At 56.5% G+C, this 15378-nt stretch carries 11 protein-coding genes, 1 other RNA gene and 2 pseudogenes; 12 read left to right on the forward strand and 2 right to left on the reverse strand.

Annotation, left to right across the window (positions count from 1 at the left end):
* Positions 1 to 228 precede the first annotated feature (228 nt).
* The 6 genes from L4G42_RS13890 (at position 229) to L4G42_RS13915 (ending at position 8479) form a co-directional block, all read left to right on the forward strand.
* Entirely contained in the window at positions 229 to 1935 is a 1707-nt protein-coding gene (locus L4G42_RS13890) for a lactate permease LctP family transporter (RefSeq protein ID WP_237252916.1), read from the forward strand.
* A 68-nt stretch (positions 1936 to 2003) separates the two neighbouring features.
* Positions 2004 to 3149: an FMN-dependent L-lactate dehydrogenase LldD gene (gene lldD, locus L4G42_RS13895; protein ID WP_192173320.1), complete on the forward strand. Its 1146-nt coding sequence runs from the start codon at positions 2004 to 2006 to the stop codon at positions 3147 to 3149.
* 73 nt (positions 3150 to 3222) lie between these two features.
* A complete protein-coding gene (locus tag L4G42_RS13900; protein WP_237253006.1) occupies positions 3223 to 6033 on the forward strand; it encodes an FAD-binding and (Fe-S)-binding domain-containing protein in 2811 nt (936 codons plus the stop codon).
* Positions 6034 to 6242: 209 nt separating this feature from the next.
* On the forward strand, positions 6243 to 6533 hold the full coding sequence (locus L4G42_RS13905; protein ID WP_237252915.1) for a hypothetical protein: 291 nt from the start codon (positions 6243 to 6245) through the stop codon (positions 6531 to 6533).
* A gap of 113 nt (positions 6534 to 6646) precedes the next feature.
* Positions 6647 to 7038, forward strand: a transfer-messenger RNA (tmRNA) gene (gene ssrA / locus L4G42_RS13910).
* Between the two features lie 184 nt (positions 7039 to 7222).
* On the forward strand, positions 7223 to 8479 hold the full coding sequence (locus L4G42_RS13915) for an integrase domain-containing protein (RefSeq protein WP_237260866.1): 1257 nt from the start codon (positions 7223 to 7225) through the stop codon (positions 8477 to 8479).
* Positions 8480 to 10009: 1530 nt separating this feature from the next.
* Here L4G42_RS13915 and L4G42_RS13920 read toward each other — a convergent pair.
* Complete coding sequence (locus tag L4G42_RS13920; protein ID WP_237260868.1) at positions 10010 to 11392, reverse strand: SIR2 family protein; 1383 nt, start codon at positions 11390 to 11392, stop codon at positions 10010 to 10012.
* Positions 11393 to 11625: 233 nt separating this feature from the next.
* Between L4G42_RS13920 and L4G42_RS13925 the strand changes: the two genes are divergently transcribed.
* The 6 genes and pseudogenes from L4G42_RS13925 (at position 11626) to L4G42_RS13950 (ending at position 15162) form a co-directional block, all read left to right on the forward strand.
* Positions 11626 to 11955: a hypothetical protein gene (locus tag L4G42_RS13925; RefSeq protein WP_237260870.1), complete on the forward strand. Its 330-nt coding sequence runs from the start codon at positions 11626 to 11628 to the stop codon at positions 11953 to 11955.
* A gap of 87 nt (positions 11956 to 12042) precedes the next feature.
* Entirely contained in the window at positions 12043 to 13011 is a 969-nt protein-coding gene (locus L4G42_RS13930; protein ID WP_237260872.1) for a DUF932 domain-containing protein, read from the forward strand.
* A gap of 87 nt (positions 13012 to 13098) precedes the next feature.
* Positions 13099 to 13548, forward strand: a pseudogene (locus tag L4G42_RS13935) (lambda-exonuclease family protein); the annotation flags it as partial.
* 207 nt (positions 13549 to 13755) lie between these two features.
* A pseudogene (locus L4G42_RS13940) lies at positions 13756 to 14340 on the forward strand (recombination directionality factor); the annotation flags it as partial.
* 52 nt (positions 14341 to 14392) lie between these two features.
* Positions 14393 to 14890 carry a RadC family protein gene (radC, locus tag L4G42_RS13945; protein WP_237260874.1) on the forward strand — a complete coding sequence of 166 codons (498 nt, stop codon included), beginning with the start codon at positions 14393 to 14395 and terminating at the stop codon, positions 14888 to 14890.
* Positions 14891 to 14985: 95 nt separating this feature from the next.
* Entirely contained in the window at positions 14986 to 15162 is a 177-nt protein-coding gene (locus L4G42_RS13950) for a hypothetical protein (RefSeq protein ID WP_237260877.1), read from the forward strand.
* 83 nt (positions 15163 to 15245) lie between these two features.
* Here the strand turns inward: L4G42_RS13950 and L4G42_RS26045 are convergent, their stop codons facing one another.
* Positions 15246 to 15377, reverse strand: coding sequence for a hypothetical protein (locus tag L4G42_RS26045; protein WP_272905112.1), 132 nt, complete (start codon positions 15375 to 15377; stop codon positions 15246 to 15248).
* Position 15378 lies beyond the last annotated feature (1 nt).

A 15378-nucleotide genomic window follows, 5' to 3' on the forward strand; every position in this document is an offset into this window, starting at 1 on the left:
CTCCAAGACATTGTAAATTGGTATTACCAATTTTCAATGCCGGCGACGGACGGCTACCGCTGTACCACGCCGCAGGCACTTCCCGACGGCGGAACGCTTGAGCTGGTGAGCTGTGCGACTCGTTCGTCAGCGCCGACAGGAAGACATACAAGCAGTTGTCGCCTGCAGGAGCCGCGCACGTAAGACATGGACACCGGGCCTAACCAAAAACAATTAGGGGCCTCATACATGCAAACCTGGCAACAGCTCTACACACCTCTTGGCGGCTTGGGCCTTTCGGCGCTGGTGGCTGTCATTCCGATCGTCTTCTTCTTTTTGGCGCTGGCGATATTCCGGCTCAAGGGCCACGTCGCAGGGGCCATCACGCTGCTGCTAGCCATACTGATCGCGATCTTCGCGTTCCAGATGCCTGCCGACATGGCCGTCGCGTCCGCCGGTTACGGGTTCCTCTACGGCTTGTGGCCCATCGCGTGGATCATCATCGCGGCCGTGTTTCTCTACAAACTGACGGTCAAAAGCGGCCAGTTCGAGATCATTCGCAGTTCGGTCATGTCGATCACTGACGACCAGCGCTTGCAGGTCTTGCTGATCGGCTTTTGCTTCGGCGCGTTTTTGGAAGGGGCGGCAGGCTTCGGCGCACCGGTGGCGATCACCGCTGCATTGCTCGTTGGCCTGGGATTGAACCCGCTGTATGCCGCAGGCCTCTGCCTGATTGCGAACACCGCACCGGTAGCCTTTGGCGCATTGGGTATTCCGATCATCGTGGCCGGTCAGGTGTCTGGCCTCGACCCGTTCAAAATCGGCGCCATGGCCGGTCGTCAACTGCCGCTGTTGTCGGTGTTCGTGCCGTTCTGGCTGATGTTCATGATGGACGGCGTGAAAGGCGTCAAAGAGACCTGGCCAGCGGCGCTGGTTGCGGGCGGCAGCTTCGCCATCGTCCAATTTCTGACCTCCAACTTCATTGGCCCGGAGCTGCCTGACATTACCTCGGCGCTGGTCAGCCTCGTGTCTCTGACTTTCTTCTTGAAAGTCTGGCAGCCAGCTCGCGCAGCCGACGCGCAAATCGCCGGTGCATCCGGCGGTGCTGCGGTCATGGGCGGCGGCGCAGGTAACGCGGGCGGCTTTAGTCAACCGCGCACTACCAAGAAATCGCCTTACTCGGCGGGCACCATCATCAAGGCATGGTCGCCCTTCCTGATCCTGACCGTCGTCGTGACGATCTGGACGCTGAAACCGTTCAAGGCGCTGTTCGCTGCAGGCGGTCCGCTGCAAGCGCTGACCATGAACTTCCCGGTGCCGCACCTGGATCAACTGGTCATGAAGATGGCGCCGATTGTCGCCAACCCGACGGCCATGCCAGCGGTGTACAAATTCGACCTGCTCGCCGCATCGGGCAGCGCGATTCTGATCTCGGCGATTCTGGCGATGATCGTGCTGCGGATCAGCGCCAAAACCGGGCTGACCACGTTCAAAGAAACGCTGATCGAACTGCGCTGGGCGATCGTGTCCATCGGCATGGTGCTGGCCTTCGCCTTCGTCATGAACTACTCCGGCATGTCCTCGACGCTGGCGCTGGTCCTCGCCGGGACAGGCAGCGCCTTCCCGTTCTTTTCGCCATTCCTAGGCTGGCTGGGGGTGTTCCTGACAGGCTCCGACACGTCGTCGAACGCGCTGTTCGGCTCGTTGCAGGCCACCACTGCGCATCAACTGGGCGTCAGTGACGTGCTTATGGTTGCGGCGAACTCGAGCGGCGGCGTGACCGGCAAAATGATCTCCCCGCAATCGATCGCAGTGGCCTGCGCGGCGACCGGGCTGGTGGGTAAAGAATCCGACCTGTTCCGCTTCACCCTCAAGCACAGCATTTTCTTTGCCACGATCGTCGGCTGCATCACCTACGCCCAGGCGTACTGGTTCACCGGCATGCTGGTTCATTAATCAGACGAGCGCCGGGTGTGCTTCTTGCGCGCCCGGCTGTGGCTCCGCTCACTCATCTGCGAGATCCCATGATCATTTCTGCCTCCACAGACTACCGCGCCGCCGCCCAGCGCAAGCTCCCGCCCTTCCTGTTCCACTACGCTGACGGCGGCGCCTACGCCGAGCACACCCTGCGCCATAACGTCTCCGACCTGGCCAGCATTGCACTGCGCCAGCGCATCCTGAAGAACATGTCCGAGCTGAGTCTGGAGACGACGCTGTTCGGTGAAACCCTGAGCATGCCGATGGCACTCGCCCCGGTCGGCCTGTGCGGCATGTACGCCCGCCGTGGCGAAGTGCAGGCCGCCCGCGCCGCGGATGCCAAGGGCATTCCGTTCACGCTGTCGACGGTTTCGTTGTGCCCGATTGAAGAAGTCGCCCCCGCGATCAAGCGGCCCATGTGGTTTCAGCTTTATGTGCTGAAAGACCGCGGCTTCATGCGTAATGCGCTGGAGCGAGCCAAAGCCGCCGGCGTGAAAACACTGGTGTTCACCGTCGACATGCCCGTCCCGGGCGCTCGCTACCGTGACGCGCACTCCGGCATGAGCGGCAAAAGCGGGCCGATGCGCCGCGTCTTGCAAGCCATGACTCACCCGCAATGGGCGTGGGATGTGGGCATCAATGGCCGTCCTCACGACTTGGGCAACGTGTCGGCCTATCGCGGCAACCCTACCGGTCTCACCGATTACATCGCCTGGCTGGGCAACAATTTCGATCCGTCGATTTCGTGGAAAGACCTGGAATGGATTCGCGATTCCTGGGACGGCCCGATGATCATCAAGGGCATCCTCGACCCTGACGACGCGCGCGACGCAGTGAAATTCGGCGCCGACGGCATCGTCGTGTCCAACCATGGCGGCCGCCAGCTTGATGGCGTGTTGTCCAGCGCCCGTGCGCTGCCTGCCATTGCCGACGCCGTGAAGGGCGATCTGAAGATCCTCGCCGACTCCGGCATTCGCAGCGGGCTGGATGTGGTGCGCATGATTGCCCTCGGTGCCGACACCGTGTTGATCGGCCGCGCGTTCATCTACGCCTTGGCCACCCACGGCGAGGCCGGCGTGAAAAACCTGCTGGATCTGTTCGAGAAGGAAATGCGCGTGGCGATGGTCTTGACCGGCGCCAAGTCGATCAGCGAGATCACCCGCGATTCGCTGGTCCGCGAACTGGGCGCTTGACCCGCGCAGATCCCGCCCCATGCGGCCCGACAGAGGCCGCAGCGCCACCGAGATGCCCCACGAGGAAAACCGCATGACCTTGCCCGCCGCGTTTCTGGCCGGTGTGAACAGCCTCGTTCCAACCGGGCGACGCTTCGACGACCCGCTCTCGACCCTGGCCTTCGGCACCGACGCCAGTTTTTATCGGTTGATCCCCAAGCTGGTCATCCGCGTTGAATCAGAAGATGAAGTCGTGGCGCTGCTTAAACTGGCGCAGGCCGATAAAGTCCCCGTGACCTTCCGCGCAGCCGGCACCAGCCTGTCGGGGCAGGCCATCAGCGACTCGGTGTTGATCGTGCTCGGCGACAACTGGAACGGCCGTGAAATACGCCAGCAAGGCGCGCAGATCCGTTTGCAGCCCGGCGTTATTGGCGCACAGGCCAACGTCTGGCTGGCGCCATTCGGACGCAAGATCGGTCCAGATCCGGCGTCCATGCATGCGGCAAAAATCGGCGGCATCGTCGCCAACAATTCCAGCGGTATGTGCTGCGGCACGGCCCAGAACACCTATCACACTCTTGCTGGCATTCGGCTGGTGCTCGCCGACGGCGCCCGCCTGGACACGGAAGACGCCGGCAGCGTCGCTGCATTTAAAGTCAGCCATGCCGAGCTGCTCGATCGCCTTGCGCAACTGGGCCGTGAGACCCGCGCCAATACCGAACTCGCCGCGAAGATTCGCCACAAGTACCGCCTGAAGAACACGTGTGGCCTGTCGCTGAACGCCCTCGTGGATTTCGACGAGCCGCTCGACATCCTCAGTCATCTGCTGGTGGGGTCAGAGGGCACGCTGGGTTTCATCAGCGCAGTGACGTACGACACAGTGCCCGATCACCCCAGCAAGGCGACGGCGCTGATTGTCTTTCCCGACATCGAAACCTGCTGCAACGCCGTGACGGTTTTGAAAACCCAGCCGGTCGCTGCCGTCGAATTGCTTGATCGACGCAGCTTGCGCTCGGTGCAGAACAAGCCAGGCATGCCGGCATTCGTTCGTGAGCTGTCGGAAGGCGCCTGCGCACTGTTGATTGAAGCCCGCGCCGCGACACAACCGTTACTGCATGAACAACTGGCGCAGGTCATGGCGTCCATCGCGCATTTCCCGGTCGAGAAGCAGGTTGATTTCACCGAAGACGCGACCGAGAACGCACGGCTCTGGGCCATTCGCAAAGACACCTTCCCTGCCGTCGGCGCGGTGCGTGAGACCGGTACGACCGTGATCATCGAGGACGTGACTTTCCCCGTCGAGCAACTGGCCATCGGCGTTCGGCGGTTGATTCAGCTGTTCGAAAAGCACCGCTACGACGAGGCGATCCTGTTCGGCCACGCGCTGGAGGGCAACCTGCACTTCGTCTTCACCCAGGGCTTCAACGATCCGCAGGAGATCGCGCGTTATTCCGCGTTTATGGATGACGTCACACAGCTGGTGGCCGTGGAGTTCAATGGCTCACTGAAAGCCGAACACGGCACCGGCCGTAACATGGCGCCGTTCGTCGAGCTTGAATGGGGCCTCGAGGCTTACGCGCTGATGTGGCAACTCAAACGGCTGCTCGATCCCGCTGGCATTCTCAATCCGGACGTCGTCCTCAGTGACGATCCACAGGTGCACCTCAAGCACCTGAAACCCATGCCGGCTGCCGATGCGATCATCGACAAATGCATCGAGTGCGGCTTTTGCGAACCGGTGTGTCCGTCGAAAGGGCTGAGCCTGAGCCCAAGGCAACGGATCGTCATGTGGCGTGACATTCAGGCAAAAAAACGCGCGGGCACCGACACGGCTGAGCTGGAGCGTGACTATCAATACCAGGGCATCGATACCTGCGCGGCCACCGGCTTATGCGCGCAACGTTGCCCGGTGGGCATCAATACCGGCGAGCTGGTGAAAAAGCTTCGTGGGCAGCAAGCGCATCATGACAAGGCCGCCAGCTGGATCAGTCAGCACTTTGCAACCGCGTTGAAGGGTGCGCGATTTACGCTGCATGCGGCCAATGGCGCCCGCATGCTGCTTGGCGCCCCGAGGCTGGCGAAGATATCCAGCGCGCTGAGCAAGGCGTCGTCTGGCCGCGTGCCTCAGTGGACGCCGGCGATGCCGCAGCCGGAGAATGCTATTCGGTTCACTCCGCCGGTTGAAGATTCGCGGCCCCGTGTGGTCTATCTGGCGGCCTGCGTGTCTCGCGTCATGGGGCCTGCGGCGGGCGATCGCGAGCAGATGTCGCTGATGGACAAGACCCGAGGGCTGCTGGAGAAAGCCGGTTATCAAGTGGTGTTCCCGGAAGACCAGGACAGTCTGTGCTGCGGCCAGCCTTTCGCCTCCAAGGGCTATGCCGAGCAGGCAGAAGACAAACGCCAGCAGATGCTTGCTGCGCTGACCAAGGCCAGTCGCGGCGGGCTCGATCCGATCTATTGCGACACCAGCCCCTGCACCTTACGTCTGGTTCAGGACCTCAAGGAAACCCGTCTCGACCTGTATGACCCGGTACGTTTCATCCGTACCCATCTGCTGGACAAACTGGTGTTCACCCCGCAGCAGGCGGCCATCGCCGTTCACGTGACGTGCAGTACTCAACACCTGGGCGAAAGCCAGGCGCTGATCGAGCTTGCGCGAATGTGCAGCGTGAATGTGGTCGTGCCCGAAGGCATTCATTGCTGCGGGTTCGCGGGCGACAAAGGCTTCACCACACCGGAGCTGAATGCCCATGCGCTGCGCTCGTTGAAAGACGCGGTTCAGGACTGCGATGAGGGCATTTCAACCAGCCGGACGTGCGAGATCGGGCTCACGCAACACGGCGGTATCGACTACCACAGCCTGGTCTATCTCGTGGATCGAGTGACTCAACCAAGAACCGCTTGATGCACACAAATGGGGCGTAGATCGCCCCATAATCCCGAAACATATGGCAACGTGGCTTTTTCACAGCATTGTGAAAAAAATATAGAACCCCTGCGATGAGCGGCAGTCCATCTCTTTAGGCGCCACAACTCATTTGGCGCTTTTTCCTCTATCTCGGGCACCGGCGAATCGACCGGCGATACCGAGTCAACAGGCTCAAGGAGATACACATGAAGCGCACTGCACTGACTGGACTGTTTCTTACCGCTGCACTGTTGGGCTCCCCGGTTTTCGCTGCTGATGACCTGTGCGGCGCGAACATCGCGGCATTGAAAAATGCTGAGGCGTCCACCACTACTAACCTGACTGGCGACAGCAAGACTGACATTGAAAAAACCGTTGCTGATGCCACTGCCGCGCAAAAGAGCGGCAATGAGAAGGAGTGCATCTCGATCACTACCAAGAAAATCACCGAGCTGAAAACCGGTGGTGACGGCAGCGACGGCGGTGCCGCCAAGTAATTGCCAAATCGCGACTGGCGCAAGCCCGTCGCGAGCGGAATGTCAGGCGGGAGGTCGACGTATCTCATTGATTCGGGTAGACTCCGCCGCCTGACTGCTAGAGCAGCAGAATTGGGGCCGATTAGGATTCGACGCCGGTGATGAAACTCTAGGGGCATGCCGACTTGGTAACAGAAGTCGTAAATCCACTGTTGCAACTTTCTATAGTTGCCAATGACGAAACCTACGGGGAACAAGCTCTCGCCGCGTAAGCGGTGCTAGCCTTCCTTCTGGTAGCTTCGGCTCCAGCAATCACCAGGGGATGCCTGTAAACCCAAAGTGATTGTCATATAGAACAGGATCGCCGTGCAGTACGCTGTGGACGAATCGGCTAAAACTTACACAGCTCGCCCAAAGCACCCTGCCCGTCGGGTCGCTGAGGGTTAACTTAATAGACACGGCTAAGCATGTAGGCCCGAAAGCGGAGTACTGGCGGACGGGGGTTCAAATCCCCCCGGCTCCACCACTTCAACATCTAAAGACGTCCACGGACGTCTTTTTTTGTGCCTTAAATCCGGTAAAAACAAGGGTTTAGGGTCCAATAGCGTCCGTCAACGTCCAAGACCATCCACGATTTCCTGTATTCCAAGTGGTATTCCAAGCGCTCTCCTGCTATTTTTTGGAATACATAACTAGCACTGGAATACATCATGGGGGCCCAAGCCACGCGTCTTTCAGACGTAAAAGTCAAAGCCGCGAAGCCAAAGGATAAGGACTACATTCTCACGGATGGCAACGGCCTTCAAATGCGAGTGAGAATCAATGGCTCCAAGCTCTGGAATTTCAACTACATCCAACCTGTGACGAAAAAACGGATAAACATGGGGCTGGGAACCTTTCCCGAGGTCAGCCTGGCGCAAGCACGCAAGAGAACTGTGGAAGCGAGAGAGCTTGTCGCGCAGGGGCTAGACCCTAAAGAAAAACGCGACGCCGAGCGTCACGCGAAGAAAGCAGCCACGGAACACACTTTTGAAAACATCTCTAAAGCGTGGTTTGAGCTCAAAAAGGATTCAGTCACCCCAGCGTACGCCGAGGATATTTGGCGCTCCCTCAAGCTTCATGTTTTCCCTGACCTGGGCACTACCCCAATCTCAGCTATCACGGCTCCCAAGGTCATCAATTTGCTTCGCCCCCTAGAAACGAAAGGCAGCCTCGAGACTGTTAAACGGTTGACACAGCGTCTCAATGAAATTATGACCTATGGAGTCAATTCGGGATTGATTCACGCTAATCCACTCAGTGGGATTCGCTCCGTTTTCAAGAAGCCAAGAAAGAAGAACATGGCGGCACTCGCTCCGGATGAGCTAAAAGAGCTCATGGTGGCGATTGCCAATGCCAGCATAAAAAGAACCACGCGTTGCCTGATTGAATGGCAGCTCCATACCATGACTCGGCCAGCCGAGGCAGCAACCACCTGCTGGGCAGATATCGATTTCGAAAAACGTATTTGGACGATTCCTGCGGAACGCATGAAGAAACGCCGCACGCACATTATCCCGCTCACGGAGCAAGCCTTGGCACTTTTGGAAGCAATAAAGCCCTACAGCGGGCACCGAGAGTACGTGTTCCCTGCAGATCGCAATCCTCGTACTCACTGCAATAGCCAGACAGCCAACATGGCGCTAAAGCGCATGGGCTTCGAAGGCCGCTTGGTAAGCCATGGCATGCGCTCAATGGCCAGTACCATCCTCAACGAACACGGTTGGAATCCGGAGCTGATCGAGGTAGCGCTTGCCCATGTTGATAAAGATGAGGTTCGCAGCGCCTACAACCGAGCGGACTACATTGATCGCAGACGCCCTATGATGACCTGGTGGAGCGAGCACATCCAGGAAGCTGCTACCGGCAGCCTATCAGTCTCAGCGCTTCACGCAACCCAAGGCTTAAACGTCGTATCGATACGCTGACAGATCAATATTTAGTCACTGGCCGCAACCGGTGGACATGGGCCTGTCGTGACCGGCTAAAGTCGGCCGATTCTGTTGCAAAGGCCCGTTTTCTGAAACGGCCAGAAAACCGACTGCTGAAAACGCCTTTTTAGCACGCTGCCACGTGAAATCTGAGTCCGGAAACTACGTGCATTTGTTATTAAACATACCGGATGACTAACTCATTTTCACGAAGTAACATGATTACAGGTCGTCGCGCACACTAATTTCTAATCCTAGCCCACACCGTGGAACAGGCCTTAGGCACGAGAACTTGTATGACTACATTGATTGCGTGGGCATCCTACAGCAACACAGGCCAATCGGCACATCTGCCACGCGCGATTTACGTGGCCAGTGATAGCAGAATCACTTGGGGTTCTGCAGCAAGGAGATGGGAGGCCGGAAGGAAGGTCTTCACGCCGCTAAAGGAGCCGCATATATTTGGGTATTGCGGGAACGTGGTGTTTCCGAGTCTTGCTTTAGGGCAAGTTATATCGGCTATCGATTATGAAATTCTGTTCCCCCCTGAAACAAGTGCGAACGATAAGAACGAGATAATATTCGAGACGATAAAGGAGTCGCATAGACAGAGACTCAACGTCCCCGAACAGAACTTCCAGATCTTACATGTTCACCGCACTCAGAACTGGCCATCGACCGCTTTTGCTGTATGGATCATTAGCTACGATGCAGCAACAGCCTCCTGGAGCTGTAACCAAGTCCCCCTTCCTTCAACCACAGGGATAGCTATAGCGCTAGGAACCGGAGCAAGTGCTGCGAAATTTCACGCTATCAAATGGGGGGAATCCGACGTTGGAGGTACGAGCAGAGCTATATTTTCGGCATTCTGCGATGCAGTGACTTCGGGAAATGATCCTTTTTCTGGAGGCACTCCTCAGATCTCGGCTCTTTATACGGAAAGTGTTCCCCGCCCGCTGGGCTATGTGGAGGATGGACTTACGTTTCTACACGGTCTTCAGCTCGGACCTAGCGGTGCCCTTACCAACATAGAATGGCGCGACCGCTTGTTTCAACGAGTCGATCCCACCATGCTGAGTCCAATAGCAGGCGCTCGGAGGTTTGCGCGTCCGACTCTGAAATGAACTCTCATCGCTCATCCTCGAGCCGACTAAGTTGGGTGAACTTTATCATGACCACGACCAACATACGTGGCCTTACTCAACGTCCTAGACATTTAGCCACCGGAGGGGAGCCGAGATTTCGAGCGTGATTTAGATGCCTGAATCGATGTTCCCGCACCTCTGGCCAGGAGTCTGCTCCCAACCTATTATGGCGTTAGCCGAGTATCTCTGGCCAGCTTCCACGGGCGGTTCGATCAGCGGAATCAGATACCCGGAATGATGTCAGGACAAGCCGCTTTCAACCTAAATGTAGGCGCTTAAGGTTTGCCCCCCTCAACCTCGACCCGTTACTACATTTCTCTCGCCCCAGCATTTCTGGGACACTCATCCATGCCGGGTAGTCACGGCGTGCCTCATGTGGCATCTACCCCGAGCAGCCGGGCGCGAGTTTAAAACCCTCACCTGACCGAACTTTCCCTAAGAGAGATACAGCAGCTTCTGAGTATTTTCTAGTGAAGCTACTATCTGACTTACCAGTTTTTAATTTGAAATGATAAGGATTGTCGGAGTTTTTCATGTCAAACCCTGACATTTGCTCCAATAACTCAATAAGCTTGTGCGCACTATTCCAAGTAGTGAACCCAAGCTTCTCCGCCAGTAACTGGAGCGTATAGGGGTAATTGGCGTTTACACCAGCCGGACCATCAAGCGATGTGATACCCAATATCTTTGCAAAATTTTCATCGCTTTCTACTGCATGTTCCAACATCGAGAAATTTACTTCCACCTGCTTGACTAGCGTATCTCTTCGTACGAGATTATAAGCTCTAGCCATCAGCGCTCGCAGCAGCTTGACGTTGATTTGCTCTAACGCCCCGTTGTTGCCGAACGCCTTGAATACCCATTCGAAGGAGGCTGCCGTGATACTTTTCACTCGAATTGTTACATCCCCCCCAACATTTATTATTCTTTCACGGGCAGGATAAGATGCCTCGCTCACATCTTTATCCCACTCCAATATATAGATATTAGGAGTCAAAGCTTGGCCAGCCTTAAACATGCGAGTGACATCGTACAGTATACTTTTTATGTTTGGATCCTCAGCCTTGTACCCCACAAAAAGTAATGGGTGCTCCGCAAAATACGTGAGCAGCTTCGCACTCAAATATTTTTTGTCCGCCTCAAATACTTGGTAGTCTTCCTCGGTAAGCACGATAGATAAAGGATCGGAAATGCATCCGTGAATTTTAAATATCTCTCCTACAGAAAGATATGGCTTGCTCAATACCTGCTGTCCAACCACTTGTTCAAAATCTGGAAAAATCAACTCTAGCAATTGATCGTAGTTTGTAGTGATAAGGGCATGCGGACTCATGGCATGGAGAGCTGCGACCTCAGCGTCTAATTGAGCCGATCCGTAAGAGCCACTATCTTCTGGGCCCATACCATTGAGAATGGTTGCGATAGCATGCTTTATGAAAATATCAGACGGATAGGACTCTGAAAAATACTCAGCGGGAAACTGCGCCCGTCCATCTGTCCACGCCCACTCCCGGAAGTGATCCGAAAATATACTGCCAATTTCAACAAGACTTTTATTTTTTTTTTTGTAATAAGCTAGGTCTAAGCTGATGTTTGGGCACATAGATGCTAAGACCTTCAATAGCTCTTCCCAGCTAGGTCCGCCGGCATATCGTTTCGAAAAACCGGAGCCCACAAACAGAATGGGCTGGCAGGCGGCCTGCCCAAGCACATTAAGGATGTCGGTAGTCACTTCTTCTTGATACTGCTGGTAGCTTAAAAGCATACGTGCTCCAGATATTCATCCGTGGACAGCGATGGTTTCACTTATCACCATTCAGGATCATACGGTAGTTTTCAGCTTACTCACCAGTATCCTCACCTAACATTGTGGGCTGGCGTAGTTGAAAGCTTTTGGCCGATTGCGGCAGTCGCTCGCCATAGAGCACCTCACGATTCGACTCAATAAAACTTCAGTCATACATCACTGCCATGAACATCCCTCATGGAGACTAAACCATGTCATTGCAGTGCCCTTGCTGTAACTCCCCAAAAATCGCTTCACTCAGAACAGCCACGAAGATTAGCGCAGCTGTCGGCACCGTGGGTGGCGCTGCACGCGGCGCCAGCGCTGCGATGGCCGGTAGCCAGGTCGGCGCTACCGTTGGTGCCGTTGCTGGCCCACTTGGCATCACACTAGGCACGGTCTCTGGTGCCATCATCGGTGGACTTATCGGAGGTGCCGGCGGTTGCGCCATTGGTGCTCAACTCGGGGAAAAGCTGGATCGCCACATGCTCTCCAATAACCTCTGCCTAACCTGCGGCTATCGCTTCAACCTTCCTGTCTGACCAGGCCTCCTCTTCTTTGATATCTCCGGCCGAGGCTGCGCAATTGCGCAGCCTCTATGCTGTTTTTCCCTAAAAGGAATCACTCCCATGTCTCATCTCGTCGAACAAATGGCTTACGTAGGCGCAGCTCCCTGGCATGGTCTGGGTAAACGTCTGACGCAAAAGCAACCTCTGGAAGTTTGGCAACGCGAAGCCGGCATGAACTGGCAAATCCAGGAAAGTCCAGTGCATTTCAAGGCCGACACTGTCGGTAACCTAAGCACGATCCACTCATTTCTAGAACAGAAGGTGCTGTACCGCTCTGACAGCAAGGCCCCGTTGTCGGTGGTTTCCAACCGTTACCAGGTCGTGCAACCGCGTGAGGTGCTGGAGTTCTACCGTGACCTTACCGAAGTCTCAGGTTACGAGCTAGAAACGGCTGGTGTACTCAAAGGCGGTCGCAAGTTCTGGGCGTTGGCTAAAACCGGCCAGGGGATTGCTCTGAAAGGCAACGACCAGGTCAACGGCTATCTGCTGCTAGCGACCTCATGCGACGGCACCCTGGCCACTACAGCGACCCCGACCACGGTGAGGGTGGTCTGTAACAACACGCTGACGATTGCCCTCGACGGTACCATCAAGGCAATCAAGGTCCCGCACAGCACCCGCTTCGATCCGCAGGCGATGAAAAAGCAGTTGGGAGTCGCCGTCTCGCAGTGGGACGCCTTCATGTACCGGATGCGGGCACTGGCGGAGCGTAAAGTTCAATGGCATGAGGCCCTGGGTTTCTTCATGAATGTGCTGTGTGATGCCAGTCCGAACAGTCCACTACCGACAGTACTGCCCAACGAGAGGGCGCTGCGCAAGGTGCAGAGCCTGTATGAAGGTCAAGGCCGCGGAGCGACACTTGAATCAGCCCAAGGAACGGCGTGGGGCTTGCTCAACGCAGTGACGGAGTATGTCGATCACGAGCGCCGTTCCCGGAGCAATGAATACCGCATGGACTCTGCCTGGTTCGGTCAAGGAGCGCTGATCAAACAACGCGCCCTGACAGCAGCCCTGCAACTCGCCGCCTAGTTCCGCTCACCTACCTAACGCTTAAAGCGCCTGGCCAGCTTCTGCTGGCTGGGCGTTTTTTATGCCGAAAAGGAAACCATCATGACAATGCAAACGTTGCAACGCCCCAGCAGTAAACCCCGTCCGGCGCTGCGCCTGGTGGGCACCAAACAACTACCCAGAGAGGATTGGCTGGCCATACGTCAACGAGGTATTGGCAGTTCGGATGCAGCCGCGGCCGTAGGGCTCAATCCTTACAAGTCCCAGTTGGAGCTATGGCTGGAGAAAACTGGCCGTGATGCATCACTGCCCAAGCTTAATCCGCAGGATGAAGAGAGCCCTGCTTACTGGGGCACTATCCTGGAACCAATTGTCGCCTCGCACTACACCCAGCGCAGCGGCAACCGAGTACGGCGGGTCAATGCGTATTGCAGCATCCTGATCCTCAAGTGCCTTGGATGCCGGCCAACATCGATCGTGAGGTCATCGGCGCCGAGGATGTGCAGATCCTCGAATGCAAACCACCGGTATCAACGGGGCTCGCCTATGGAAAGAAGGTGTGCCCAAGTATGCGCAATTGCAAGTCATGCACCAGCTGGCCGTGACGATGCAGCGGTATTGCTAGGTGGCCAGCACCTGGAGATTCACCGAATCGAACGGGACGAGTCAGTGATTGCTCGGCTGATCTACCTGGAGCGGCTGTTCTGGGATTACGTGGTCAGTGATACCCCACCACCGGCCAATGGCACGGCCTCAGCGGAAGTGGCGTTGCCCTGCCCTCCACCGGATAGCTGTTCACTGGCCCAAGGCAATGCCTGCAAACCTTACGGCCGACTGAACGTGGTGATTGATGATGACGATCCGCTGGGCTGCTTTGTATTTCTTACCACCGGGTTCAATAGCATCCGCACCCTGGCAGCACGCCTGCATTATTTCCGAGCCATCTCCGGCGACCGCTTGGCCTGCCTGCCGCTGGAGCTGCGCTTGCGCGGTAAATCCACCCGGCAGAGCCACGGTATACCGATCTTCTATCTCGACATCACAGTTCGCAGTGGCCTGAGTCTGGAAGACGGTTTACTGGAAGCCAAGCAACGGGAGGGAAACCGACAAGCCGCTGGCTTTGACCAAATCGCCTTGGATCAAGCGGCCCGGCAGGGCTTTAAGAACGGGGCCTTTGAAGATAGTGAAGAGGACACCGGGACCATCGTCGAGGAGTTCTACCCAGCAGTTGAAGGCTCTCCCAGCAACGCAGAGACCCAACTCCAACCGGCAGCGCCTAAAAAGCCATCACTGGCTCGGAAGCTGGAGTCTCAGGCTACCCGACACAACGGCAGGCCTTCTATCCAGTAATGCCCTTCTCAACCTTCCCAGCGTTTTCACGCATTCGCACAGGATTACCAGCATGAAATATCACAAGCTAAGCGCCGGTGAAACGACTGGCACCTATGTCATGGAGTCCCCCGTCACTGAGGCCGATATCCTGCAAATGGCTCAACAGCTGGCAATGAGTCGTCTGTCTAAAGGCAGGGCACTGACTGAGCCTAAGCACGTCTTCAGCCACCTGCAAACACTGCTGCAATACCACGAGTACGAAGTCTTTGCTGTGCTGTTGCTCGATACCAAGCACCGGGTAATTGGTTTCAGGGAGCTTTGCAAAGGCACGCTGGATGGCGCCACGGTGTATCCACGGGAAGTCGTCAAGATTGCCTTGGAGCACAACGCTGCGGCTGTGATCCTCGTGCATAACCACCCTTCCGGTGACCCAGAGCCCAGCCTGGCCGATCGCACATTGACCACCACCCTCAAGAATGCACTCAACATGGTTGGCACTCGGATATTGGATCATGTGGTAGTTGGCTATGAGGGCTGCGTATCGCTGGCAGAACGGGGACATCTGTAGGAGCGCTTTGCCCATGGCCTCGCTAAGCGAGCCGATCCAACACGTGACAGCCGCCACGCCCCGGACCTGAACCGCCCCAACTCAAGGAGATCACGATGGCGTTGATACGTTTCCTGATTACACTTCTAACCTTCATCGGTGTACTGGCAAGCGCTTCAGCAGCAGTGCTGGGCGTGATCCTGATGTTACGATTTCCGCCGGTCTTGATTGCTGTAGCCATTGCCTTCTTACTCTTTCACTGGGTGCTCAAGCTCCTCCCCAAAATCGAATAAAGGACATAAAGCAGACAGGAGGCTAGAGTGCCTCCTGCCTGTCTCAATGCCATTTTCTTTTTTTGGTCTGGACTGCTGAAAAATTAAGCCCTGGTCGAACTCTGCACGTGTGCCCCTGCAACCTTCTTCATCAACTCATACACCACCGTCAGGGACACATCCTGAGTTGCCTCGTCGCTCAGTAGCTTGGTCGCCATGCTGGTGTGGCTACTCATC

The sequence above is a fragment of the Pseudomonas petrae genome, from assembly GCF_021728295.1.
In the GTDB taxonomy this organism is placed as follows: domain Bacteria; phylum Pseudomonadota; class Gammaproteobacteria; order Pseudomonadales; family Pseudomonadaceae; genus Aquipseudomonas; species Aquipseudomonas petrae.

What these genes read in the sequence shown, in the direction of transcription:
- L4G42_RS13890 (WP_237252916.1), top strand. Translation starts at nt 229, where the DNA reads ATGCAAACCTGGCAACAGCTCTACACACCTCTTGGCGGCTTGGGCCTT.
- lldD (WP_192173320.1), top strand. Translation starts at nt 2,004, where the DNA reads ATGATCATTTCTGCCTCCACAGACTACCGCGCCGCCGCCCAGCGCAAG.
- L4G42_RS13900 (WP_237253006.1), top strand. Translation starts at nt 3,223, where the DNA reads ATGACCTTGCCCGCCGCGTTTCTGGCCGGTGTGAACAGCCTCGTTCCA.
- L4G42_RS13905 (WP_237252915.1), top strand. Translation starts at nt 6,243, where the DNA reads ATGAAGCGCACTGCACTGACTGGACTGTTTCTTACCGCTGCACTGTTG.
- L4G42_RS13915 (WP_237260866.1), top strand. Translation starts at nt 7,223, where the DNA reads ATGGGGGCCCAAGCCACGCGTCTTTCAGACGTAAAAGTCAAAGCCGCG.
- L4G42_RS13920 (WP_237260868.1), bottom strand. Translation starts at nt 11,392, where the DNA reads ATGCTTTTAAGCTACCAGCAGTATCAAGAAGAAGTGACTACCGACATC.
- L4G42_RS13925 (WP_237260870.1), top strand. Translation starts at nt 11,626, where the DNA reads ATGTCATTGCAGTGCCCTTGCTGTAACTCCCCAAAAATCGCTTCACTC.
- L4G42_RS13930 (WP_237260872.1), top strand. Translation starts at nt 12,043, where the DNA reads ATGTCTCATCTCGTCGAACAAATGGCTTACGTAGGCGCAGCTCCCTGG.
- radC (WP_237260874.1), top strand. Translation starts at nt 14,393, where the DNA reads ATGAAATATCACAAGCTAAGCGCCGGTGAAACGACTGGCACCTATGTC.
- L4G42_RS13950 (WP_237260877.1), top strand. Translation starts at nt 14,986, where the DNA reads ATGGCGTTGATACGTTTCCTGATTACACTTCTAACCTTCATCGGTGTA.
- L4G42_RS26045 (WP_272905112.1), bottom strand. Translation starts at nt 15,377, where the DNA reads ATGAGTAGCCACACCAGCATGGCGACCAAGCTACTGAGCGACGAGGCA.